The 23,740-nt window shown below is 43.7% G+C and carries 22 protein-coding genes, 1 tRNA gene and 2 pseudogenes; 13 read left to right on the forward strand and 12 right to left on the reverse strand.

Features of this window, described 5'->3' with window-relative positions:
* Window positions 1-112 precede the first annotated feature (112 nt).
* A complete protein-coding gene (locus tag F6K51_RS15235; protein WP_293021470.1) occupies window positions 113-973 on the forward strand; it encodes an alpha/beta hydrolase in 861 nt (286 codons plus the stop codon).
* Between the two features lie 168 nt (window positions 974-1,141).
* On the forward strand, window positions 1,142-1,474 hold the full coding sequence (locus F6K51_RS15240) for a YccF domain-containing protein (RefSeq protein ID WP_293021472.1): 333 nt from the start codon (window positions 1,142-1,144) through the stop codon (window positions 1,472-1,474).
* 159 nt (window positions 1,475-1,633) lie between these two features.
* Here the strand turns inward: F6K51_RS15240 and F6K51_RS15245 are convergent, their stop codons facing one another.
* The 3 genes from F6K51_RS15245 to F6K51_RS15255 all read right to left on the reverse strand — a co-directional run bounded on the left by F6K51_RS15245 (window position 1,634) and on the right by F6K51_RS15255 (window position 3,908).
* Window positions 1,634-2,842 (reverse strand): NAD/NADP-dependent octopine/nopaline dehydrogenase family protein, encoded by a 1,209-nt coding sequence (locus tag F6K51_RS15245; RefSeq protein ID WP_293021474.1) that lies wholly within the window; start codon window positions 2,840-2,842, stop codon window positions 1,634-1,636.
* Between the two features lie 548 nt (window positions 2,843-3,390).
* Window positions 3,391-3,543: a hypothetical protein gene (locus F6K51_RS15250; protein ID WP_293021476.1), complete on the reverse strand. Its 153-nt coding sequence runs from the start codon at window positions 3,541-3,543 to the stop codon at window positions 3,391-3,393.
* An 11-nt stretch (window positions 3,544-3,554) separates the two neighbouring features.
* Window positions 3,555-3,908, reverse strand: a complete 354-nt coding sequence (locus tag F6K51_RS15255; RefSeq protein WP_293021478.1) for a winged helix-turn-helix domain-containing protein — start codon at window positions 3,906-3,908, stop codon at window positions 3,555-3,557.
* 35 nt (window positions 3,909-3,943) lie between these two features.
* Between F6K51_RS15255 and F6K51_RS15260 the strand changes: the two are divergent.
* The 4 genes and pseudogenes from F6K51_RS15260 to F6K51_RS15275 all read left to right on the forward strand — a co-directional run bounded on the left by F6K51_RS15260 (window position 3,944) and on the right by F6K51_RS15275 (window position 6,251).
* Window positions 3,944-4,326, forward strand: a pseudogene (locus F6K51_RS15260) (hypothetical protein).
* Window positions 4,327-4,342: 16 nt separating this feature from the next.
* Entirely contained in the window at window positions 4,343-5,203 is an 861-nt protein-coding gene (locus tag F6K51_RS15265; protein WP_293021470.1) for an alpha/beta hydrolase, read from the forward strand.
* Window positions 5,204-5,371: 168 nt separating this feature from the next.
* A complete protein-coding gene (locus F6K51_RS15270) occupies window positions 5,372-5,740 on the forward strand; it encodes a YccF domain-containing protein (protein WP_293021480.1) in 369 nt (122 codons plus the stop codon).
* Window positions 5,741-6,038: 298 nt separating this feature from the next.
* Window positions 6,039-6,251 carry a hypothetical protein gene (locus F6K51_RS15275; protein ID WP_293021482.1) on the forward strand — a complete coding sequence of 71 codons (213 nt, stop codon included), beginning with the start codon at window positions 6,039-6,041 and terminating at the stop codon, window positions 6,249-6,251.
* On the opposite strand, the gene F6K51_RS15280 is transcribed toward F6K51_RS15275, so the two are convergent.
* From F6K51_RS15280 to F6K51_RS15295, 4 genes are read right to left on the reverse strand one after another with little or no spacing between them, the layout of a single operon-like run.
* A complete protein-coding gene (locus F6K51_RS15280; protein WP_365939968.1) occupies window positions 6,212-7,021 on the reverse strand; it encodes a CHAT domain-containing protein in 810 nt (269 codons plus the stop codon). The two genes, F6K51_RS15275 and F6K51_RS15280, sit on opposite strands and share 40 nt — an antisense overlap.
* 6 nt (window positions 7,022-7,027) lie before the next feature.
* Window positions 7,028-8,275 (reverse strand): tetratricopeptide repeat protein, encoded by a 1,248-nt coding sequence (locus tag F6K51_RS15285; protein WP_293021508.1) that lies wholly within the window; start codon window positions 8,273-8,275, stop codon window positions 7,028-7,030.
* 6 nt (window positions 8,276-8,281) lie between these two features.
* Window positions 8,282-8,896 carry a tetratricopeptide repeat protein gene (locus F6K51_RS15290; RefSeq protein WP_293021484.1) on the reverse strand — a complete coding sequence of 205 codons (615 nt, stop codon included), beginning with the start codon at window positions 8,894-8,896 and terminating at the stop codon, window positions 8,282-8,284.
* 11 nt (window positions 8,897-8,907) lie between these two features.
* Complete coding sequence (locus F6K51_RS15295; protein WP_293021486.1) at window positions 8,908-11,733, reverse strand: S-layer family protein; 2,826 nt, start codon at window positions 11,731-11,733, stop codon at window positions 8,908-8,910.
* Window positions 11,734-12,140: 407 nt separating this feature from the next.
* Between F6K51_RS15295 and F6K51_RS15300 the strand changes: the two genes are divergently transcribed.
* Both F6K51_RS15300 and F6K51_RS15305 read left to right on the forward strand, forming a co-directional pair.
* Window positions 12,141-12,614 (forward strand): pentapeptide repeat-containing protein, encoded by a 474-nt coding sequence (locus F6K51_RS15300; protein ID WP_293021488.1) that lies wholly within the window; start codon window positions 12,141-12,143, stop codon window positions 12,612-12,614.
* A gap of 420 nt (window positions 12,615-13,034) precedes the next feature.
* The gene (locus F6K51_RS15305; RefSeq protein ID WP_293021490.1) at window positions 13,035-13,361 is read left to right on the forward strand and encodes an antibiotic biosynthesis monooxygenase; all 327 of its coding nucleotides are present in this window, start codon (window positions 13,035-13,037) and stop codon (window positions 13,359-13,361) included.
* A 116-nt stretch (window positions 13,362-13,477) separates the two neighbouring features.
* Here the strand turns inward: F6K51_RS15305 and F6K51_RS15310 are convergent.
* Together F6K51_RS15310 and F6K51_RS15315 are read right to left on the reverse strand one after the other, a co-directional pair.
* Window positions 13,478-13,548, reverse strand: a tRNA-Gly gene (locus F6K51_RS15310).
* Between the two features lie 595 nt (window positions 13,549-14,143).
* Entirely contained in the window at window positions 14,144-15,016 is an 873-nt protein-coding gene (locus tag F6K51_RS15315; RefSeq protein ID WP_293021492.1) for a hypothetical protein, read from the reverse strand.
* Window positions 15,017-15,384: 368 nt separating this feature from the next.
* Between F6K51_RS15315 and F6K51_RS15320 the strand changes: the two are divergent.
* Window positions 15,385-16,639: pseudogene (locus F6K51_RS15320) on the forward strand (RNA-guided endonuclease TnpB family protein).
* A gap of 5 nt (window positions 16,640-16,644) precedes the next feature.
* Here the strand turns inward: F6K51_RS15320 and F6K51_RS15325 are convergent.
* From F6K51_RS15325 to F6K51_RS15335, 3 genes are all read right to left on the reverse strand, one after another.
* Window positions 16,645-17,433 carry an ABC-2 family transporter protein gene (locus F6K51_RS15325; RefSeq protein ID WP_293021494.1) on the reverse strand — a complete coding sequence of 263 codons (789 nt, stop codon included), beginning with the start codon at window positions 17,431-17,433 and terminating at the stop codon, window positions 16,645-16,647.
* Window positions 17,408-17,563 (reverse strand): hypothetical protein, encoded by a 156-nt coding sequence (locus tag F6K51_RS15330; protein WP_293021496.1) that lies wholly within the window; start codon window positions 17,561-17,563, stop codon window positions 17,408-17,410. The genes F6K51_RS15325 and F6K51_RS15330 overlap by 26 nt, the downstream gene beginning before the upstream one ends.
* A gap of 132 nt (window positions 17,564-17,695) precedes the next feature.
* Window positions 17,696-18,697, reverse strand: coding sequence for an ATP-binding cassette domain-containing protein (locus F6K51_RS15335; protein WP_293021498.1), 1,002 nt, complete (start codon window positions 18,695-18,697; stop codon window positions 17,696-17,698).
* A gap of 632 nt (window positions 18,698-19,329) precedes the next feature.
* Between F6K51_RS15335 and F6K51_RS15340 the strand changes: the two genes are divergently transcribed.
* The 4 genes from F6K51_RS15340 to F6K51_RS15355 all read left to right on the forward strand — a co-directional run.
* The gene (locus tag F6K51_RS15340) at window positions 19,330-20,994 is read left to right on the forward strand and encodes a phage tail sheath C-terminal domain-containing protein (RefSeq protein ID WP_293021500.1); all 1,665 of its coding nucleotides are present in this window, start codon (window positions 19,330-19,332) and stop codon (window positions 20,992-20,994) included.
* Window positions 20,995-21,142: 148 nt separating this feature from the next.
* Window positions 21,143-21,667: a phage tail protein gene (locus F6K51_RS15345; RefSeq protein ID WP_293021502.1), complete on the forward strand. Its 525-nt coding sequence runs from the start codon at window positions 21,143-21,145 to the stop codon at window positions 21,665-21,667.
* A 414-nt stretch (window positions 21,668-22,081) separates the two neighbouring features.
* The gene (locus F6K51_RS15350; protein WP_293021504.1) at window positions 22,082-22,816 is read left to right on the forward strand and encodes a phage baseplate protein; all 735 of its coding nucleotides are present in this window, start codon (window positions 22,082-22,084) and stop codon (window positions 22,814-22,816) included.
* Window positions 22,816-23,740, forward strand: a 925-nt coding sequence (locus tag F6K51_RS15355) for a hypothetical protein (protein WP_293021505.1), incomplete at its 3' end; no start/stop codon positions are given. The genes F6K51_RS15350 and F6K51_RS15355, both read left to right, overlap by 1 nt.

Raw genomic sequence — 23,740 nt, forward strand, 5'->3', positions numbered from 1 at the left:
AAAGCTCAAGAACTCAACCCTCCTCCAGGGATAGTTCGATTACGAAAATTAAAAGCGGAACAAGAAGCGAAGAATAAAGCCTATACTATGACTTAAGCGCAATCATCCCATCATGCCCATACGTCAAACCTTAGACTTACCAGACATCCAACTGTCTTACCTAGAATGGAACCAAGGCCAAACTCCCTTGTTACTCTTACATGGCTTAGCGGACCATGGCCTAGTGTGGTCTAGCCTCGGGGATTACCTTGCCCCAAAGTATCATATTGTTGCTCCAGATCTGCGCGGTCATGGGGAAAGTAGCAAGCCGGATCAAGGCTATACCTTTGATGATCACATCGCCGATTTAGAAGCGTTAATGGATCACCTAGGATGGTCTAGTGCTGATATCCTCGGTCACTCCTGGACTGGTAAATTAGTTCCAATCTGGGCTAAGCAAAATCCATCCCGATTGCGCAGCCTAATTTTGGTGGATCCCTTTTTCATCGGCAAAATTCCGATGTGGTTTAAGGTTATGTTTCCCCTACTGTTCCGTGTCTTGCCTTTTGTAAAAGCTATGGGCCCCTTTGTCAGTTATGAGCAAGCGGAAGCACAAGCTAAACAATTAAAACAATACCGGGGTTGGAGTCCCTTTCAGCAAAATGTCTTTCAAGCCAGCATTGAACCTAAACCTGATGGCAGTTGGGGCAGTAAATTTGTGGTTCAGGCGAGAAATGAGATTTTTGAAGACGTGATGCGCGTAGCAGGACTAACGGAAATCATTGCTATTCCTACGGTATTGATAGTACCAGAAAAAGGTCTTAATCGCTCGGATTGGCAGCTAAAACCCTATAAAACTTATCTCAAAAATCTAACTATCCGTCAAGTTCCTGGCAATCATTGGCCTTTTTTAGTAGAGCCGGAAGAGTTTAATCGGGCTGTAGAGCTGTTTTTGGAAGAGCAACAGCAAAAGCCCTCTGACTTTGAGGGATGACTTGTTGCTGTCAGCTTTTTGCTCTGATGGTTCAGGATTAGACCATTAAATTTTATTACCCCCACTCCCTACTCCCTACTCCCTACTCCCTACTCCCTAGGAAAAAGTAATTCACCCAATTTAGCTGGTATAATTAAGTAGTACCAAGGGGATTAATAAAGGAGAGTCATGAGCCTTTTAGGAAACATTATCTGGTTAATCTTTGGCGGTTTAGTGGTTGGTACCGGTTACATTATCGGTGGATTAGGGATTTGTCTGACTATTATTGGCATCCCCTTTGGAATACAGGCTATCAAGCTGGGCATCGCTACTCTGGCACCATTTGGCAGAACAATTGAGGAAACGTCAGACGCTGGTAGCCTCCTCAATATGATTTTTAACATTATCTGGCTGCTCGTCTTTGGCTGGGAGATTGCCGTTGCTCATTTGGTCTCATACCAAATCCGCTTGCCAAAACCCCTTTATAAAAATCGACCAAATCTTTTTATGCTAGGAATTTAGGGCTATGCAGATAAGGGGGGTATGGGAACAGGATTTGGTATCAGACGTTTTTGGGCAAACTCGGACAAGTTTTTGGACATTCAGTCTAGCTTATTTAAATGCGATTACCCTGCCCTAAAACCTAGATATTTGTACCTCACCAGTTAGAGAATTGCTAGATTACCAATCAAGTCCTAAAATTTCTGGTAAAGTAGTTAACCCGTATCGCTGCGGACAGCGAGTTTCTCCTATATCTTTGCCAATCAACTCAGAGCCTATTAAATACTCTTTTCTTAACTTATTTTGACACCAAGACAATACTAAATCGATATAAGGAGTTTTGACCCCAGCAATTGCTGCAATACCACGAATAACCACTAAACCAAAAGGAATATCTTCTGTCAAATAGCGGTGATTAAAGTTGGGAAGATAAGTCCCATTCGGCATTTGTAGCATGGGGTGTACAATCCCGTTATAAGCACCATTGGTTAGAAAAACAGTATGTATATTTGTTTTATCGGCAATATATTCACTGTAATGATTCATATCCCAATCATAAACGAAAATCACTTCAGACAAATCTATTTGGGGATATTCTTGGCCAATCTGACGACTAATAGTAAGGATTTCTTCACTAAGTTTACCTAGAAGTTCTGCTGTATACTCATCTATACCATGATAGAATAACGGTTTGTAATCTAAAGGTTGCCCATCCCAATTTTTCCAACGCCCATAGATAATAGGAGGATGACTATAGGCATTCGGAGAAACTAAGGTCATTCCCAATAAATGACCTGAGATAATAAGTTTTGGTAGATTCCCTAAAAGTTTTTGTAACTCTACAATAAATTTAGGTATCCTAGCATTAGAAGGATTGCCTTGTAATGCTCCTACTAATTGTGTTTTGATACTCATAATCTCTACCGATTTGCCAAATTCGCGATTGCCACAAACCCAAGGTAGGGATTCAAAATTGATAACAATACAAGAATTTAATTTTCTTCTTAGAGCATACCTAACATCAAACTCAAAGCCATTTTGCCCGGGCATACCAATAAGTATACAGCCTTCTTCAATGTAGGGAAATAGCAGTTTTAGGTACTTTAAGTGTAGGAAAGCTGGAAGTACAAAAATAATTATGTCACTGTTACAGGCTGCCTGAGCAGGATCGTCAGTAACCAAAAAAGGTTGAGACTGTAATTTAGACCAGTCTTTATTTTTTTCTTCACGGAAGGTAACAGTTAATGAGTGATTGTTCAAGTGTTCGTTCCAACGTTGGACTTTATTTGAATCATTAATAAAAACCCGAACATTCACATTGGATTTTTGAGAAAAAATCCCGGCTAAAGCATGAGCACCGCTACCGGCACCACAAATTAAAATTTGCATATCTCAAGTTTCTATCTCAGGGTAAACGCATCTTATACCAAATCCGGTTGCCATACCCCCTTAATAAATTAAAGAAACTCTAGCCAATGATAATCAGTCAAATTTCTAATTTCTTCTTTGATTCCACTGAGAATATTACAACGGGAAACCAAAGTTTTTTCCATTCTCTTGGTGCGCATTCCCTAGGTCGGGAAACCCGACCGGGGTCGCACCGCTTCATCAATGGTTTCAAAGTGCTCATTGACCAAGGGCTCATCTACGTGCACACCATAGTCTTTCGGCTGGTTGTAACTCTGGGGAGTAAGCTGGTAAGTATTCCACCATCATGCCTGAGGGAAGATTAACTGTCTTGATGCAATAGCGAGTGGGGGAAACCCCCTGTTCCCTTGCTGCATCGCTTTTTTACTGCGATGCCATCCCGCATTATCTTCTATCAATAAAACTTTTTTTTTCAGAAATACCAGCATCAACGGCCAAGTTTTGATACACTAGATTCAACCATAATGTGTTGACTCTAGGGATTAGATACCACAAAGTTTATCCAGTTTTTAGTTTGACAAATCCATAGACAGATAACCATTCATAGCGATGGCTAATATCATGTCGGGATAATTACCCTTAATAAAAATCTCCCCATCTCCCCATCTCCCCATCTCCCCATCTCCCCATCTCCCCATCTCCCCATCTCCCCATCTCCCCACCCTCCCTCTAATTATGGGTATTCAACCTGACTTGATATAACTATTGCCGTTGGTCTTTCCCCTATGGGACTCCACACTTTCCTTAAAATTGGTTTTAATCCCACTCTATGTTCATCGAAAAACCAGACATCTAGATCAGCCAGGGGATATTTTTGTTCTATTTTTTTGACCTTTAAAGGTAAAGTTTGTTTAAATTTTTCTTGTTCATCTTCATCTGCTTTCCTATGTTTGGGTCTGGGACTCTGATCGGAGTATTTGAGCTTTTTTAGGTCAGGACTTACGCACAGACTCCATGGGTAGGGTGGGCAAGGTTTTGCCCACCCTACAGGTAGCTGATGAAAATAGAAGACTATGTCTTGATGCAATAGCGAGTGGGGGAAACCCCCTGTTCCCTTGCTGCATCGCTTTTGATTTTATTGCTCCTGATGATATTCGCATCAAAGGAACGCGAGTAGGCATTGAGAATGTTCTGTATGAGTACATTTATCGTAATCGTACTCCAGAAGAAATTCTTAACTGTGTCTTGATGCAATAGCGAGTGGGGGAAACCCCCTGTTCCCTTGCTGCATCGCTTTTTACACCATTACCTTGGAACAAGTTTATGGCACAATTCTTTACTACTTAAACAACAAAGAAGTTGTCAGCGAATATATCTCTGACTGGCTGGAATGGAGTCATCAGCAACACAAAGCTCAAGAACTCAACCCTCCTCCAGGGATAGTTCGATTACGAAAATTAAAAGCGGAACAAGAAGCGAAGAATAAAGCCTATACTATGACTTAAGCGCAATCATCCCATCATGCCCATACGTCAAACCTTAGACTTACCAGACATCCAACTGTCTTACCTAGAATGGAACCAAGGCCAAACTCCCTTGTTACTCTTACATGGCTTAGCGGACCATGGCCTAGTGTGGTCTAGCCTCGGGGATTACCTTGCCCCAAAGTATCATATTGTTGCTCCAGATCTGCGCGGTCATGGGGAAAGTAGCAAGCCGGATCAAGGCTATACCTTTGATGATCACATCGCCGATTTAGAAGCGTTAATGGATCACCTAGGATGGTCTAGTGCTGATATCCTCGGTCACTCCTGGACTGGTAAATTAGTTCCAATCTGGGCTAAGCAAAATCCATCCCGATTGCGCAGCCTAATTTTGGTGGATCCCTTTTTCATCGGCAAAATTCCGATGTGGTTTAAGGTTATGTTTCCCCTACTGTTCCGTGTCTTGCCTTTTGTAAAAGCTATGGGCCCCTTTGTCAGTTATGAGCAAGCGGAAGCACAAGCTAAACAATTAAAACAATACCGGGGTTGGAGTCCCTTTCAGCAAAATGTCTTTCAAGCCAGCATTGAACCTAAACCTGATGGCAGTTGGGGCAGTAAATTTGTGGTTCAGGCGAGAAATGAGATTTTTGAAGACGTGATGCGCGTAGCAGGACTAACGGAAATCATTGCTATTCCTACGGTATTGATAGTACCAGAAAAAGGTCTTAATCGCTCGGATTGGCAGCTAAAACCCTATAAAACTTATCTCAAAAATCTAACTATCCGTCAAGTTCCTGGCAATCATTGGCCTTTTTTAGTAGAGCCGGAAGAGTTTAATCGGGCTGTAGAGCTGTTTTTGGAAGAGCAACAGCAAAAGCCCTCTGACTTTGAGGGATGACTTGTTGCTGTCAGCTTTTTGCTCTGATGGTTCAGGATTAGACCATTAAATTTTATTACCCCCACTCCCTACTCCCTACTCCCTACTCCCTACTCCCTAGGAAAAAGTAATTCACCCAATTTAGCTGGTATAATTAAGTAGTACCAAGGGGATTAATAAAGGAGAGTCATGAGCCTTTTAGGAAACATTATCTGGTTAATCTTTGGCGGTTTAGTGGTTGGTGCCGGTTACATTATCGGTGGATTAGGGATTTGTCTGACTATTATTGGCATCCCGTTTGGAATACAGGCTATCAAGCTGGGCATCGCTACTCTGGCACCATTTGGCAGAACGATTGAGGAAACGTCAGACGCTGGTAGCCTCCTCAATATGATTTTTAACATTATCTGGCTGCTCGTCTTTGGCTGGGAGATTGCCGTTGCTCATTTGGTCTCAGGGCTAATTTTAGCGATTACGATTATTGGCCTTCCCTTTGCCCAACAGCATTTTAAATTAATTCCCTTGTCTCTATTTCCCTTCGGCAGAGAGTTGCGCTAAATTTTCTAGTCAATACTTTTGTATTTATGGATAACACAGTTTTATTTGGTATGGGCACTTTGCAGGAGTGGCTAACAGTATTAGGTTATGCATCCTTAATTGCTTTTGTTTTTTGGCGCGTGATGCTCACAAAGCCGAAGTGATAGCTATTGATATACTATCGCAAAGGGAACAGGGAACAGGGAACAGGGAACAGGGAACAAAAATTATCACAATTCATTTAGCTTGTAGGGTGGGCAAAAACAGTTTGGTTCAAAAGAGTATTCTAGATAATATTACTTTGCCCACCCTACTTTAATTGGTATTTTTTTTACTACAAGATCGCGAACGCATTACAATATTGCGATCGCGTAGCGGCTCTAAAAGAGCATCGCACTATAAGGTACACAAGATTTCTTCCCGATTCCCGATTCCCGATTCCCGATTCCCGATTCCCTACTCCCTACTCCCTACACCCTACTCCGAAGCTCCTCACAACCAATTTCCCAGCAAAATAAAAGCCGACCAGTAAAAGGGGTGCTCAAATGCCTCGCTCTGCAACAGCTCCTGTTGAGCAAGACGCAGAGCTTCAGCCTTGGTAACCTTGCCTGTGGCTAACCTCTGATAGAAGCGAGTCATTAACTCTGTAGTGGCAAGATCGTCCACAGTCCATAGACTGGCAAGGGTACTGCGTGCCCCCCCACGCACGGCGATACCAGCCAATCCCAAAGCGGCTCGGGAGTCTCCTTTGGCTGTCTGACAAGCACTGAGGACGAGTAATTCAATCGGATTTTCTTGCTTTTGATCGGTTCTGATCAGACTATTTAATTCATTGAGATTGATCACGTCATCCCAGGTCAGCAGAAACGTTTCTTCAGCTACTGAACTAAATTCACCATGAGTTGCTAGATGAACCACTTTGTAACTAGAGGTATTAACTTCTGTATTGAAGTTGGATTCAGTAAAGGATTCATTGAGTAAAATCAATGAGGGAACTTGAGCCTTGATATTCTCTAATTCCACCTTCACTCCAGGAAGTGCTCCTAATTGGGGACGATGGGGACGAACTTCCGTCACTCCAGCACTCAGAACCGAAACGTTTTGTCTGACATTGGCTTGAGAGTCGATTAGTTGTAAACTAGGTGCTACCGCAATACTATATTTCTCGATCAAATGGTCTTCCCCGTCATAAAGCACAGACATGGGAAGATCACGCAGAGCCCCATCTGGTATAAATACTAGAGTGCGGATGTTACTCTTGGCTAGTTCGGTTTCAATGGAGCCGATTAACCAGTCGTGTATTGTTTGTCAGTTGTCCTTTCTCAGGACTCGCCAAGGGCTAGTAATATTTATCTTTACCGAAGCCAGTTGTTGTTCTATTTCTGTTTGAGGTAAGTTAGTAGTAATCTGGCGCAGGGGTTGTCCGGGCAAAGTTACAATTACTTCCAAGCGGTCTGGCAAGATAATGGTATAGAAGATAGCAGCGTTAGGATCTATTTCGTCGATATTAACGGGTTTAGCATCTAAACAAGCATCCCGAAAGAAGTTATCTAGTTCTGCGAGTTGTAGGGATTCAATCACATCTCGTGCTTGTTTGAGGTTTTCTTGAGATGCATTGGGTTCTAGGAGTAGTCCTACTAATTCTCGGTAGACTGGTTCGACGCTTTCGCGAAACTCAAACTGAAGATCGCTACTAATCGCGACTAGGTCACTACGGATAGATTTAAGGGTTTGCACCGATTGAGCATAGGCCGCGTTCGCGTAGCGGTTCCTTCGGAACATCGCGTTTTTTTTATCCTGTTTTAGATTCAGAATTCTGCCCAGTTGCCATTGCCATTGATAAGCTAAATCCGGAGCCTGGATTTCTTGAGCAATCAGTAAGGCTTTTTCCGTCAAGTCTTGGGCTTCATCAAGACGTTGATTGTATTCGTATAAGGTTCCCAAGTTACCGATGGCTTCAGCTTCGGCTCGTTTATCTCCTAAATTCCTAGCTAGCTTAATAGCATCGGCGAGATAAGTAGCTAGTTCCTTGGGAGATGTGAGTTGTGATGTTGTCGGTTTTAATAGGGTTTTGGCTAGATTAATTCTAGCATTGATAGCGGTCTTACTGGGAGATAATTTAGTTAAGGTATTTTCGATAGCTGGCAATAACTCTCTGGCTTGTGACCACTCTTGTTGAGCTATTACTATACTCAGTTGATTTAATTGTCCTTGAATCTTACTATCCGGTAAGGGAGATTCAAGGACAACCCGTTGATAGAAATCTATTGCCTCTGCTGTGTCTCCTTTTAATCTAGCGGTATTTCCTAAACTGAGCAGATTGTCAGCAATCAAGGTCTGATCTCGTAAGTTTTCCGCTATGGCTAAACTTTGTTGTAAAATTGCTTGAGATTCCTTGAATTTACCCACTCGGCGCAGCACATCACCTAGGTATTGGAGGGCGGTACTTTTGAGTTGGCTATCCGGTTGGTCTTGGATAGTTTCCTGGATTTGAGTTAAGGTTTTAGTAGCTTGATTATACAACCCTAATACTCGTAATGCTTGGACTTGGTAAATCTGACTTTATGTTAATTTAGTTAAGTCTCCGATATCTTGGTAGATAGCACTCGTTTGCTGCCAAGTGGATAAGGCTTTCTCCCCCTGACCTAGAGATAAGTAGACTTGTCCTTGAACTTCTAATATTTGGGCTTGTAATTGTTGATGTTCTGTAGTATTATCAAGTTTGTATAGTTTGGTTAAACTCTGGGATATTGTTTCTTTCGCTTGGTCTAGGTCTCCCAAGGTTTGATAAACTAAAGCGAGATTGACTAAGGAATTAATTTCACCAATAAAGTCGCCACTGTTGCTGTAGTTACTAATCATTTGCTCCAACAACGGGATAGCCTCTTGGTATTGACCTGTTTCATAGAGGTGTTGGGCTTGTTGGTCTAGGGAATCGGAATCCCCCCTAGCCCTTAATAAGGGGGGAAGGGAATCGGAATCCCCCCTAACCCCCCTTAATAAGGGGGGAAGGGAATCGGAATCCCCCCTAACCCCCCTTAATAAGGGGGGAAGGGAATCGGGTGTGATGACAACAGAATTTGATAATGCTTTGCCGGATGGCAGGAAGCAGGTTATTAATGCGTTCACGCAGTGGCTCTGAAAGAGCATCGCAATTAGAAATGATAGTTTTTTCATATCCCTACTCCCTACTCCCTACTCCCTACTCCCTGCTCCCTACTCCCTATTCCCACATGACAATCAAGATTGGGCAATATCTGCTCCACAGGAGTTCCGTTAAACGGTTGCGCAGTCAGAATAATCGTGCCATCCTTTGCTATTACCCAGCCTTGGGCTTCGATAATCACTTTTTTGTCTTGAGGGGGTGTGACTGTTCGCGTAGCGTGGCCAAAGGCCTTGGGTTGCTGTGGTAATGGTTTTCTAGTGCTGGGTAAGCCAGGACGAGTTCGCCACCTGACTGTTCTGTGGGCATTAATCACTGGATCTTCTGGAGTTGGTGGTAAACCGCCTTTGCCAGTAATAATAAAGGAACTGCCCCCAGCAATCCGATTATTTTCAAACGCACAAATGTCATTAGCCAGGATAGCTTCTGCATCGACCAGGATTCCTGGCAATTCGTTTAAGCCTGAGGTGGGGTCTACCTGTAAGATGTTGAGTATGACTTCACCGTTGAAGGATGGGCCAAGTTCAGACGTGGCAGTGATGTCATTGTCTGGAGTGAGACGGTCTCGAAACTCTAAACCAAAGATGCCTTTGGCATTAATGGTAACACTACCTCCTCGACCTTCTTCAGCATCGGCGGTGATGTCGCTATTTCCCAGACCGACTAGGGTATCAGTATCAATTTCTATATTTCCCCCAGTTGTTGTATTCTGAGCGTCAGTTAGAATCAAGCTTCGGTTGAGGAGTCGGATGTCACGGGAAAAGAGTTTAATATTGCTGTCGTCTCCTCCTGCTGTTTCTGCTGTGATCCTGCTATTGTTGTCAAGGAAGATGGAGTTGGCATTAATCTTTACCTCGCCTGCTGAACTGCCCTGTTCAAAACTTCTAGCACTAACTTCTGCTCCATCAGAGATGATTAACTTGTCAGTGGTAATATTCAAAAACCTTCCGGCATTTCCTGTTGCTTCTCGATTAGCTTGAATAAATAAGCCGCTGCGAGACCGACCATCCGCTGAGGTACCAATCAGTTTAACCGTAGAAGAAGCATCTACAGTCAAATTTCCCCCGTCCCCTTGACCAAGAGTCCTAGCTGAAACAGCTGCTCCATCAGAGACAATTAACTCCCCAGTGGTAATCTTCAAATCTCCCGCATTTTTTGTCCCTTCAGTTTGAGTAAACAAGCCGCTGATAAACCGAGCATCAGCTGAAGTACCAATCAGTTTAATCTTAGAAGAAGCATCCACAATCAAATCTCCCCCGTCCCCTTCACCAAGAGTCCTAGCTGAAACAAATGCTCCATCAGAGACGATTAACTCCCCAGTGGTAATCTTCAACTCTCCCCCATTTCCTCTCCCAAAAGTTTGAGTAAACAAGCCGCTGAAAAACCGACCATTGGCTGAGCTACCAATCAGTTGAACAGTAGAGTCGGCATCCACAGTCAAATCTGCTCCGTCCCCTTCACCAAAAGTGCTAGCTGAAACAAGTGCTCCATCAGAGACGATTAACTCCCCAGTGGTAATCTTCAACTCTCCCCCATTTCCTCTCCCTAGAGTTCGAGTAAACAAACCGCTGGCAAACCGACCATCAGCTGAGGTACCAATCAGTTGAGTCGAGTCGGCATTAACAGTCAAAGTTCCGCTGTCCCCTTCACCGATTGTGCTAGCTGAAACAAATGCTCCATCAGAGACAATTAACTCCCCAGTGGTAATACTCAAATTTTGCGCATTTCCTGACCCAAAAGTTTCAGCAAACAAGCCACTGGGAAACGTCTCATCGGCTGAGATACCAATCACTTTAACAGTAGAGGAGACATTCAAAGTCAAATCTCCGCTATCCCCTTCACCAAAAGTGCTAGCTGAAACAAATGCTCCATCAGAAACAATTAACTCCCCAGTGGTAATACTCACATCTCCACCCTGTCCTGAGCTAAATACATCCGTAGTTATTAGAGAACCACCCTCAAGACTGAACTGTGAAGCTCGAACCTCTATCCCACCGCCACTGCCACTCCCTTCGGTATCCGCAAACATAAAAGAGCGATCGCGTAAACTCACATTAGCCCCCTGCACCTGGATACTCCCACCACTTTCGCCACTGGTAATGACAAAATCACGATCGGACAAACTAATATCCTGAAACTCTTGAACTGCTGAATAATCCAACACCAAACTCGTATCGGTTGGGGTCAAGTTCACCACACCAAATGCACCAACACTCCCCAGCTCAATCCGTCCATCCAATGCAGCTAGAACAGCACCAGGAAGATTAACCTCACCACCAATCAGCCCTAAGGTTTGACCATTTGGTACCCGAAACAGACTAGATTGATTAGTAATAGTCCCTGGATTTGATCCATATTGCAACCCAGATGGTATATTAATAGTCAACAACGGTTTATCATTGGGATTTTTAGTGCTGAAAACTTTACCATCTTCAAACAAAACACTCTCAGCAGTACTCCCAAAAAATGAACCTCCCACATCCAGTCTGCTATTGGGACCAAAGACAATACCGTTGGGATTGATCAAAAATAAATTAGCATTTCCCAATACTCCTAGAGTCCCCAAAATATTGGAAACATTACCTCCGGTTACCCGACTCAGGATGTTGGCAACTCCAGCAGGATTATCAAAATAAGCTCCTGCGAGCTCGGCTACATTAAAATCTGAAAAGCTGTGGAATAGATTACTGTCTCTAATCGCCCCACCTTCAATTAAATCTATTACAATTCCGTTAATATTGAGATTGGTTACCACAGAGCTTTCATTCCCCAGGGTATTATCTGGGGTAATTTGCCCTAATGCCGTAGTTGCAGCTAGTAGAGAATACAGCAACACGCTAGTTGCTGGCACCAGTGGGGAAATCCGAGGTTTCATAGTAATCAATAAGCTACCGAGTTTTCGGATTATTTCATAAAATTTACTTCAGCTTGATTGATTTACAAATTCTTTAAAAAAAATTTAATTAAAATTTACAATAAAAGGGAGCAGGGAGCCTCGGAGCAGGGAGTCGGGAGTCGGGAGTCGGGAGTCGGGAGTCGGGAATAAAATTATTTGCCTATTGCCTATTGCCTCCCCCCCTTACGCGCGGGGGGTTAGGGGGGATTCCTCTTGCCTTGCCCGTAGCACTATATCAACTCCCTAACTAACCTTAACAAATCACCTTAACAAATCATTAGAATCCCGCACCACTAATGGGTTATAATGGAATTGGGATGAAGAAATACATCCTAATGATATAACTTCTAGGGAGGCCAAAAATGAAATTCAATATTTTGGCAACGTTAACTTTAGTCGCTTCTCTGTTCTTCACTGGTTCAGCAGTAGCTGAGAACCCAGACCAGGTGCAACAGTTGCTCTTAACTGGTGCATGTGAAGGATGTAATTTAAAAGGAGCGGATCTATCGGGTGCACATCTACTAGGCGCTGATTTGAGGAATGCTAACCTGCAAGGAGCAAACTTAATCGAAGCCAACCTAGAAGGTGCTGACCTGACTGGTGCCAACTTAAACGGGGCTAACTTAACCCAAGCCTTTGTCACCAATGCCAGTTTAAACTGTGCTAATCTCAACCAAGTGAATTTGACAGCAGCCAAGCTTTACGACACCGATGTGTCTGGAGCTGTCATGAACAACATTACCTTAACTGATGCCGAGATATTTGAAACTGGCATTGGCATTGGTGGTAGTGCCGATGAATTCAATTTCAATGTCGAGTGTAGAGTAGATTCTTGATACTCTCTAATTCCTACTAATGATTCTTACCAAAAATTTTTGCTAAGGGCGGGAGCGAATAGCGCTTTCCGCCATTTTAGTTTAAGTTTTGCTTGTAGGGTGGGCAAAAATAGTTTGGTTTTTTTGAGTATTCTAGATTAGAGAACTTTGCCCACCCTACTACTGACTAATGACTAAGGGCGGGAGCGAATAGCGCTTTCCGCCATTTTAGTTTAAGTCTTGCTTGTAGGGTGGGCAAAAATAGTTTGGTTTTTTTGAGTATTCTAGATTAGAGAACTTTGCCCACCCTACTACTGACTGTTCGCGTAGCACCTCAAGTAGCGCATATGCTTACAAAGATGCAGCTATGGGAATCTGTGCAGCTCAACCATTAGCTGTTACGATCGGGAACTAACCCAGAAAATCCCAGGGGAGGGAAAGTTGACCGAATTTCTAGATTTTCTTAAGCACAAGTATGCTTATGTTGCCGTTGGTGAATTCAAGCCAGGCAAATTTCAAGAAGCTCAGGATCTTTACGAGAAAGCTGTATCTACCTATATCCAAGGGTTCAAAGGAGCTTACCTACTGCAAGAACCTGGAACCGATCGGGGGATTGCCGTGATATTTTGGGAAAGTATAGCGGATATGGAAGATAATCAAAGTGAGGCTTATCAGGCGATCTTAAACCAAATGTCTCACTTGTTTACCAAAGCTCCCACCACATCTTTCTACGAAGTGTGCAGTGAAATCCAGCCTCCGAATTCTTAATTCTCAATTCTTAATTCTCAATTCTTAATTCTCAAGACTCATGCGATCGCAAACGGTCATGCTAGTTGCAGAAGTGCGATCGCATTAAACTACCAATAATATATTTTTATATCTAGAGCGGATGGGGGGAATCGAACCCCCATCATCAGCTTGGAAGGCTGAGGTTTTACCACTAAACTACATCCGCATTGTTTCGTGTACTTCTTGCATCATAACATAACAAAATCAAAGTGCAACATTTTTTAGTTCAAAATTCTGGACTCTTCCGAGATCCGCTGTTCCCTGCTCCCTTCCCCCCTTACGGGCGGGGGGTTAGGGGGGATCCGCTGCTCCCTGCTCCCTAAAAAAATGACCAAAAATTTTGGGTCTCAAGCCCCGTCCTTCTAGGACGGCTTTTAAGTAGAGTATGTTATAATAAACATGTAGCCTAGTACAGGTAGGATTCGTCGGTACTGCCAATTTAAAAACAACGACGTAAAGCGATACTAGTACACGAGGAGCGAAAAACCTCGCCAAAACGCATGGATCTGCCACGGATACCGAAAACCAGTAAAATAGCAAATTGAAATACAAACGTACCGTGGGGCACACGGAAACTGAGAAAACTCAACGCTTAGGGAGATAAGCCCACTGGGGTTAGTTAAATTAGGCTAGGTATTTGGTTTTTAAACGGATATTGGGCTTAAATATTGCCTTTCCTGGATAACTAATTTTAAGGCATGTCGATGAACTAAGAATCCCCGCTCTTATAGGGCGGGGAGTGTCAAAACTAGTATAAATCACTAATCACTAATAGTGAGTTGGAAGCGATACGCTTGCACAACTGCTTGACCTGCCATGTCAGTAGGGGCAAACAACCAATCCCGAATCACCTGCTGAGCTAGTTGCTGAGCCTGATCACTACTAATCTTGCCTTGCTGCACTTGAATATAGTCCGCTAGCAGTTCCGGTTTCCCATTGGAATCAATTAATAGCACCACCTTCAACACTAACTCTTCCGATAAATCAATACCTGTCAAATTCAGCTCCTTAGCGGAAAATTCGGATTTGTTAGCTGGTAGAGGTAGAGCCAATTGGTCTGGAATATCCCGATTCGGATTAGTCAGACCAAAGTTACTCATCTTAGCCACAAAGCTATCTTTTGATGCCGACTCTTCCGGGATGCTGGAAGCCGGTGGCTGAATCGGTGGTGCCAGAGGTAAGGGTGAAGGTAGGGGCGTTGGGATTACTGGAATCGGCTTAACAGGAGTGATCGGAGTTGTTGGTTCAGGTGGGGGGACAGGTATAGTTAATTGATAATCTGTTGGCGGTGCTAAGTCTTTAACTGGTAAGATATCCTCTGTCGGTGTTGGCTTTACCTCACCCTCAGTGGCCTCAATGGTAGAGTTAGAGACAGTTTGGTGATTAAGATTCCGATCTGACCTAGGACTGGTGAGAGCTAAATCAATGGTTTGATCGATTAGAGCTGTTGATGGGTCTTCTGGTGATGTCTCTTGCTCAGCTATATCTTCCGGAATGATATCAATCAGATCAATGGCAATCAAATCCTGACTGGGTTGCGAACTCTCGAAGCGCCCCATCAAGAGCATAGACACTATCCACAAGAAGCATAGATGAATGACAATAGATGCCAAAACCATTGCCAACCATAACATTGGCCCGTTAAAGTTACGTGGTTCTGGTACATTAGGGGGATGATTTGGGGGCAAAAGTTTTAGGGTCATTCTTGGGCTAGAGCGTTGATTGATAAATGCAATATTATGATTAACTAGCCGTGCGGGAAGTCCCACGCTAACCCTACGGGTATAGCGTGTTTGTTGAAAGCACGGACAGGATTTAAGAAAAATCACCGATCTCTTGACACGTTAAGGTTAAATATATATAATAGTAACTAAGGTCGATTTTGAAGTTACCGTAAGAATAAAGAAGCCTTAATCACAAAGATTTAACCCTTTTATGCATAGCCGACTAACCATAAAGGCTTCTTTATTCTAAGGTTTCATCTCCAACAAGGTTAAGTGCAATGAAACATAAAGCCGTCAAAGTCAGAATTTATCCAACACAAGAGCAAGTTCAAATATTAGCCCAACATTTTGGATGTTCTCGCTGGTGGTGGAATTATGCGTGCTTTTCAGTGTATAGAAACTTACAAGGAGACTGGCAAGGGGCTAAAGCAATCTGCACTCAACTCTATGCTGCCAAAACTCAAAAAAGAGAAAGAGACTGAATGGCTAAAAGATTGTTACTCCCAGGTGCTGCAATCTGTGAGCTTAAATCTTAGTCGTGCATATCAGAACTTTTTTCAAGGTAGAGCCAAATATCCTAGATTCAAGTCATATCATCATCGCCAATCAATTCAGTACCCCCAGAAAGTCAAGCAAGTGGGTGACTGTCTTAAATTTCCCGGAAAATTGGGAGTTGTCAAGGCAGTAATTCACCGCCCATTAGATGGGACAATCAAAACTGTAACAGTCAGTAAAGACCCTTCTGGAAAATACTATGCTTCCGTCTTAATGGAATACGAATCTGATGAACCGAAACCATCAACGAACGGGAATGTGATTGGGATTGACTTGGGTATCAAGGATTTTGCTATTACCTACGACGGCGAAAAAACCTCTAAATTTGGCAATCCCAAGCCTATAAATAGATACCAAAAAAAACTAGCCAAAAAACAACGCATTGCAGCCCGAAAAAAGAAGGGTAGCAATGGAAGCAAAAAAGCGCGTAAGATTGTAGCTAAGGTATATGAACGCATTGGAAATGTCCGCCAAGACTACTTGCATAAGCTATCTAGGAAGATCGTAGATCAGAACCAGGTAGTGGTAGTCGAAAACCTAAACGTCAAGGGCATGCTGTGCGCTACGCGCACGCTTCGCGAACGTAACCACAAATTAGCTAAAGCAATATCTGATCTGAGTTGGGGAACCTTTGTAAATTTTCTTTCTTATAAATGCGAAAAAGAAGGAAAAGTCCTGGTCGAGATAGATCGATGGTTTCCCAGTTCTAAAACCTGCTCTAATTGTCATTACCGAATCAAAGAGTTACCGCTAGATGTAAGGTCTTGGATTTGTCCAAGCTGTAGCACTCATCACGATAGAGATGGTAATGCGGCAAAGAATATTAGAGCAGAAGGTATCAGAATGCTATCCTCCTCTGGAACAGGGGAGGTCAACGCCAGTGGAGAAGAAGTAAGACCAAAGCGAGGGCGTCCGTCCAAGCTAAGGCATTCTTCGGTGAAACTGGAAGCCTACACTGTACCCAACGGGTCAGTGTAGGTAGTTCACGCTCCCATCCCAGAATAATGCTTTAACCCCTTACGCCATAACCAGCGGTTGACTAGGAAAAATATTAAACTCCAACCTAGAATCACCAACATTCCCCCCACCACATTCACAGGTAAACCAATGAACAGTGCTGCTGGGAAGTGAATCAGATAAGGGTAGGGTGTCCACTGGGCAATTTCCCTGACCAAAGGAGGAAAGACTTCCAACGGAGCAATTAACCCAGAAAGGAATAAGTAGAGCAAAAATGATAATTCTTCAATAGCACTAGCCCGTTCTGTCCAAAAGGCGAACATGGCAAAGGTATACTGCATCAAAAAGCGTAGGGCAAAGCTCATTGCCACCACCAGGCAACCGAGTAACAGATTGCCAAGATTCGGTACCCAAGCTGCTTCGGGATACAGCAGGAAAAACAAACCGATTAGCCCTAGGTTAAACGGCATACGGATAAATCGTTCTGCTAAGTGAGCGGCTACCTGATGCCACACTGGATCAATTGGCTGTAGTAATCGTGGGGAAAGCTTCCCTTGCAACACTTGTTCTTGAAATTCGAAAATCACCCATACCAAGTTGAACTGGCGGATAAAAAACACTGAGATAAAGTAACGGGCAAATTCTATAGAATTCAGACCAAATTCTGCTTCTTGGGATGCCTTGGTCCAAATCCCCATTAGAATCAGAGGTAACAGATTCGACAGTACCCAAAAAAATATTTCTGCCCGATACTCCATCATATGGGCGTAATAAACACTGAGGAAGGTTTTAATGATTTTTATCGCACGCTTCATTTATTTTTGAGGGTAGGGAGTAGGGAGTAGGGAGTAGGGAGTAGGGAGTAGGGAGTAGGGAACAGGGAACAGGGAACAGGGAACAGGGAACAGGGAACAGGGAACAGGGAGTAGTAAATTTATACTCCAAAAATTCTCAATTCTTAATTCTCAATTCTTAATTCTCAATTCTTAATTCTTAATTCTCAATTCTTAATTCTTAATTCTTAATTCTTAATTCTTAATTCTTAATTCTTAATTCTTAATTCTGCTGCAGCGAAGTTCACTCTACTACTCCTGCCTGGAAAACACGACCAATAACTTCTTCAATGGGGGGGTCAGTTACGCTTAAATCTATCACCTCCAGCTCAGCGAGAATCCGAGCCACAGTCTCGGTAAGCACTTCCCGACGCACTAGGAAACGCACGTGGTGACCATCCACTTCTTTGAGTTCACCATAGCGCTGTAAAGAGGTTTCCTCCCCAGTCTTTACCTCAGGTAACGGCTGGGCAAGTTCTACCGTGATGTCACGATAGGGAGCAAAGCGGCCAAGTAATCCGTCTAGAGACCCATCGTAAATCAGCCTACCTTGATGGATTAATAGCACCCGTTCACAAAGAGCAGTGATATCAGCCATGTAATGACTGGTTAAAAGTATTGTTGCTCCTGTGTGTTGGTTGTACTCCCGTAAGAAATCCCGTACGGCCAATTGAGCATTGACATCTAATCCCAAAGTAGGTTCATCTAAAAATAGGACTTGGGGCTGGTGTAGTAGTGCTGCTAGTAGTTCCGCTTTCATGCGCTCTCCTAGGGAGAGTTTTCTTACTGGCTGAGTCAGTTTCCCTTCTAGGGACAGCATCTCGGTAAGTTCCCCAACTCGATACTTATAGTCAGTATCAGAAATACCATAGACAGCGGCATTGATTCTCAGGGAATCTAGGGCTGGTAAGTCCCAAAGCAACTGTTGCTTCTGCCCCATAACTAGGGTAATTTTTTTCAAAAAGCCTGGTTGACGTCGTTTGGGAATGTAATCCACAACTCTGACTCGACCCTGAGACGGATGAATCAGTCCAGTGAGCATCTTGAGAGTAGTGGTTTTGCCAGCACCATTGGGCCCTAAGAATCCCACTACTTCTCCAAAGCCAATTTCAAAGGAAACGTCTTGGACAGCTTTGACTGAACGGTAGGTACGGCGGAAGAAATGGTTTAAGGTACCTTTTAGCCCTGGTTGTTTAATTGCTACTGGGTAGATTTTGCTGAGGTTTTCGACAATAACAATAGACATATAGGAAACAGAACAGGGAGTAGGGAGTAGGGAATAGGGAATAGGGAGTAGGGAGTAGGGAGTCGGGAGTCGGGAGTCGGGAGTCGGGAGTCGGGAGTCGGGAGTAGAATAGTTGGCTTTTAACCTAAGCTATTGATTATTGCCAATTAAGGTTAAGGTTATCGAATTTTCCTTGTTACATCATCTGCTGCCAATGGCTATATGATCAACGATACCCAGCTTGGTACAATGTCAGACTTGATTGACTTAATTAGTTTGCCATTGTGGCAGTACAGTTGACTAGGGATTGATTACTCAATTAGGAAAAGCGATCGCGTAACGTGACCTACGGTCAATCGCATTTACCTGTTCGTCTTCTGATTTCCCTACTCCCTACTCCCTACTCCCTACTCCCTACTCCCTAATGCGATCGCGTAACGTGACCTACGGTCAATCGCATTTACCTGTTCGTCTTCTGATTTCCCTACTCCCTACTCCCTACTCCCTACTCCCTACTCCCTAATGCGATCGCATAATTTGTTTCTGTGGGAGTTTGACACACTATCCATTAATTAGCTAAAAAGGAGTGTCGCCCTACCGCCTCTAGGGTGGCATTAGCTGGCAGATGTAATTACTCAGAGGAAAAAGTTACCATGCCGATCACACCGACTTATCCAGGTGTTTACATCGAAGAAATTCCCAGTGGAGTCCGGACAATCACTGGAATTGCGACTTCGATTACGGCGTTCATAGGTCGTGCTCTTAGAGGACCTGTGGATGAAGCTGTGCTAATCAACAGCTACGGAGATTTTGAGCGTAGGTTTGGTGGATTGTGGGTAGATAGTACCCTCGGTTTCGCTGTACGGGATTTCTACCTCAATGGCGGTAGCCAAGCGGTGATTGTGCGCCTTTACCAACCAGATGCTGACCCGGCCAAATCACTAGCAACTTTGACCCTAGGTAGTGCTCCCAATACTCTGACCCTAGAAGCTGCCTCCGAAGGTGCCTGGGGGAATAATTTACGAGCCAGGATTGACCATGACTTGGCGGTGAGTGACGCACAGGCAATAAGCGAAAAATTGTTTAATCTATCGGTTCAGGATACCAGCACCGGTGAGATTGAAACATTCCGCAACGTTTCGGTGATGCCTGGACATGCTCGCCAAGTGGATAACGTTCTGAAAAACCAATCTAAGTTGGTGCGGGTATCTGGTGCTCTGCCAGCGGAACGACCGGATGATAGTGATGCTGCCCTCAATCAAGCTATTGCCACGGGAAGCGCCCCTGGGGCAACTGATGCTGAGAAACAGGCACAAGCAACTGCTGAAGCAGAATTGAAAAAGGACCCCTTCGAGAGTGCTCAGCGGTCAACTGGGGTAGCTGATGCTGACAAAGCAACGGATGGTCAGGCTCTGACGGAGGCTAACTTTACTGGCTCAGGCACTGAAGCCAACAAAACAGGATTGTATGCCCTTGAACAAGCAGACCTGTTTAGCTTGCTTTGCATCCCTCCCTACAACAGCACTAATGATGTGGATGCCAGCTTGATTGATGCAGCGATCGCTTATTGTCAAAAACGACGGGCGATGCTGTTGATTGATCCTCCTAGCACTTGGACTGATAAGGATAAAGCCAAAACTGGGATTAAATCAGAGGTAGGCAGTACCAGTGAAAATGCAGCCATTTTCTTCCCACGTCTGAAACAGGCGAACCCCCTTAAAGATAATCAAGTGGAAGAGTTTGTGCCCTGTGGCACCGTGGCCGGGGTCTTTTCTCGTACAGATGGTGACCGAGGGATTTGGAAAGCACCCGCAGGTTTGGAAGCAACCTTAGTGGGAGTGCCACAGTTGAGTGTTTCCCTAACTGATGCGGAAAATGGTGAGTTGAACCAGCTTGGGATTAACTGTTTGCGCACAATGCCAGCAGCAGGTCGGGTAATCTGGGGCTCACGGACACGGGTTGGTGATGACCGTCTGGCTTCGGAGTGGAAGTATATCCCCGTGCGCAGGCTAGCCCTTTACCTACAAGAAAGCCTTTACCGTGGTACCCAATGGGTAGTATTTGAACCGAACGATGAACCCCTTTGGTCTCAGATTCGACTAAATCTAGGCGCGTTTATGAACAATCTATTTCGTCAGGGAGCCTTCCAAGGTAAGTCCCCTGCGGAAGCCTATTTCGTCAAATGTGATAAGGAAACTACTACCCAGGATGATATCAATCTGGGAATTGTGAATATCATGGTGGGTTTTGCTCCCTTGAAACCAGCGGAATTTGTAATTATTAAGTTCCAGCAGCTAGCTGGACAAAGTGGTGCCTAATACCAAATTGTGATCAAAAGACGGGGAGATCAGGAGATTTATAGGCTCTGCTCTGGACATCTCCGAAGACATCCCTGGAATTAATTGATTTAAGACAGTTAATACCAAGTATCAAAGCAATTTGGTATAAGCATAATTAGGAGGAAATATGGCTCAATTTAGTGTTAATGCCCAGCGTTTTGACCCCTATAAAACCTTCAAATTCCGGGTCAAGTGGGATGGCAGATATGTAGCTGGTGTCAGCAGAGTAGGTGCTCTCAGACGCAGCACTGAAGTGATTCAACACCGTGAGGGTGGTGACCCCAGTAGCCAACGCATGTCACCAGGACAAACTAATTATGAAGCGATTACCCTAGAACGTGGTGTTACCCACGACCCAGAGTTTGAGAAATGGGCCAACAAGGTTTGGAACTATGGCTCTGGCTTAGGTGCTGAAGTCTCTCTGAAGGACTTTCGCAAAGACATTATCATCGAATTGATGAATGAGGCAGGACAAGTAGCGATCGCATACAAAGTTTATCGTTGCTGGGTCTCAGAATATGAGGCACTGCCTGACCTAGATGCTAACGACAATGCCGTAGCCATTCAAAACATTACCCTGCAAAATGAGGGTTGGGAACGTGACTATGAAGTGACTGAGCCAGAAGAGCCTACTTTCACTGAACCTAGCTAATCTTAAAGGTTAGCTGATTGTTCGCCTTTGGCGTTTTTTTTATTTAACTAGTACTGCTGTGCGGAATTCAAAATTCAAAATTCAAAGTTCAAAATTATTACATGTTTAATATATAACAGTTTTGCTCGTTTTGAATGGTATATTGATTTCCGCTATGCTGTACTATAATAGTAACTATAAACTACGTCAGTATCAAAAATTCTTAATTCTTAATTCTTAATTCTTAATTCTTAATTCTTAATTCTTAATTCTTAATTCTTAATTCAACTTGGTGGTGCGTTACGGTGCGGGCTATCCCAATACTGGCCCTCGGGGTTAAACATCAGGGCGAGCCCGCCCCTAACGCACCCTACGCACTAAATTCTAAATTCTAAATTCTAAATTCTAAATTCTTAATTCTTAATTCTTAATTCTATGCGATCGCTATCCGCTGATAAGATTATAAAATGTTGGGAAATTGGACAAGTTCAGCATCCTCTAGACCGGGCGCTGACCTTGCTAAGATTTGCTTTTCCCGACAAGTCGGCGGTTGAGCTAGCTTCCCTTAGTATTGGACAACGGGATGGATATCTGTTGAGTTTAAGGGAAATTACCTTTGGACCGAAACTCAATAGTTTTGCCGAATGTCCCAATTGTCGTGAGCGTCTGGAATTCACGATGAATGTAGGAGATATGCGCTTGGTTGACCCTTTTGAATCAAAGCAGCAAGAGTATCAAACTACAGTGAATGGGTATAGGTTACAATTTCGTTTGCCCAACAGTTGGGATTTAGCAACGATTGTAAACTATACCGATGAGACTACTGCCTCGAAATTTCTGGGAAAGCGCTGTTTGCTAGAGGCTAGCTATGATGGGATGAGGGTTGCCTATGAGGATTTGCCTAGGTCAGTAGTGACTCAACTGGCAGAGCAAATAGCTGAATGTGACCCCCAGGGGGAAATGTTGTTAAACCTCAATTGTCCTGCTTGTGGTCACGGCTGGCAGGTTTTGTTTGATATCGTTTCCTTTTTCTGGATCGAACTTAGTGCTCAGGCCAAGCGCTTACTCAGACAGGTGCATCGACTGGCTCGTTTCTATGGGTGGCGAGAGGCAGATATCCTATCTATGAGTACAGTACGACGACAGTTTTATTTGGACTTGATTGACTAATGGCTGACTTTCTTACTGGCCTGGCTAGGCGTACTTTAGGGTTAACTCCAGTGGTGCAACCGATGATTGCTTCGGTGTTTGCCAACAATGCTAACAATTTAATGATGGCTGCTGACTATTCTTCAGTTTGGGAACAGGAATCTGAATCACTAAGGGAACAGGCAACAGGGAACAGAGAAGGGGAACAGGCAATAGGCAATAGGGAAGTTTCACTGTTGGAGTCATCGGCAGAGTTAGTTGAACAGAGTCTGCCAGAGGGGCAAGCTAATTTAGAAGCATCCTATCCTCAACAGCAAGACCAGCTAAGGGAAATACCTTTGGCTGAGGATGAGCAACCGATAAATAAGATAACTAACCAGATAAGTAATCATCTCACTAGCCCTAACTACTCCGAATCCTTGCTATCATCAGGGATTAATCTTAACTATACCGATAGCAGCACTGACAATAAAATAAGTGATAATCCAACTAGGGATAATTATCAGCAATCTTTGCTATCACCAGAGATTACTCCTAACTATACCGATAGCAGTAGCAACAATAAGATAAGTGATAATCCCATTAGCCCTAATTACCAACAATCTTTGATAGCACCAATTGCTGCTGAAATCGAGAGCAGCATTAACGATAAGATAAATAATCAGACAGATAGAGCTAATTATCAGCAATCGAAGCTATCATCAGAGATTACTCCTAACTATACCGAGAGCAGTAGCAACAAGATAAGTGATAATCCCACTAGCCCTAATTACCAGCAATCGAAGCTATCATCAGAGATTACTCCTAACTATACCGAGAGCAGCAGCAGCAAGAAGATAAGTGATAATCCCATTAGCCCTAATTACCAACAATCATCGATATCATCAGGGATTAATCTTAACTATACCGATAGCAGCACTAACAATAAGATAAGTGATAATCCCA

Source organism: Moorena sp. SIO3I8 (assembly GCF_010692325.1).
GTDB lineage: Bacteria > Cyanobacteriota > Cyanobacteriia > Cyanobacteriales > Coleofasciculaceae > Moorena.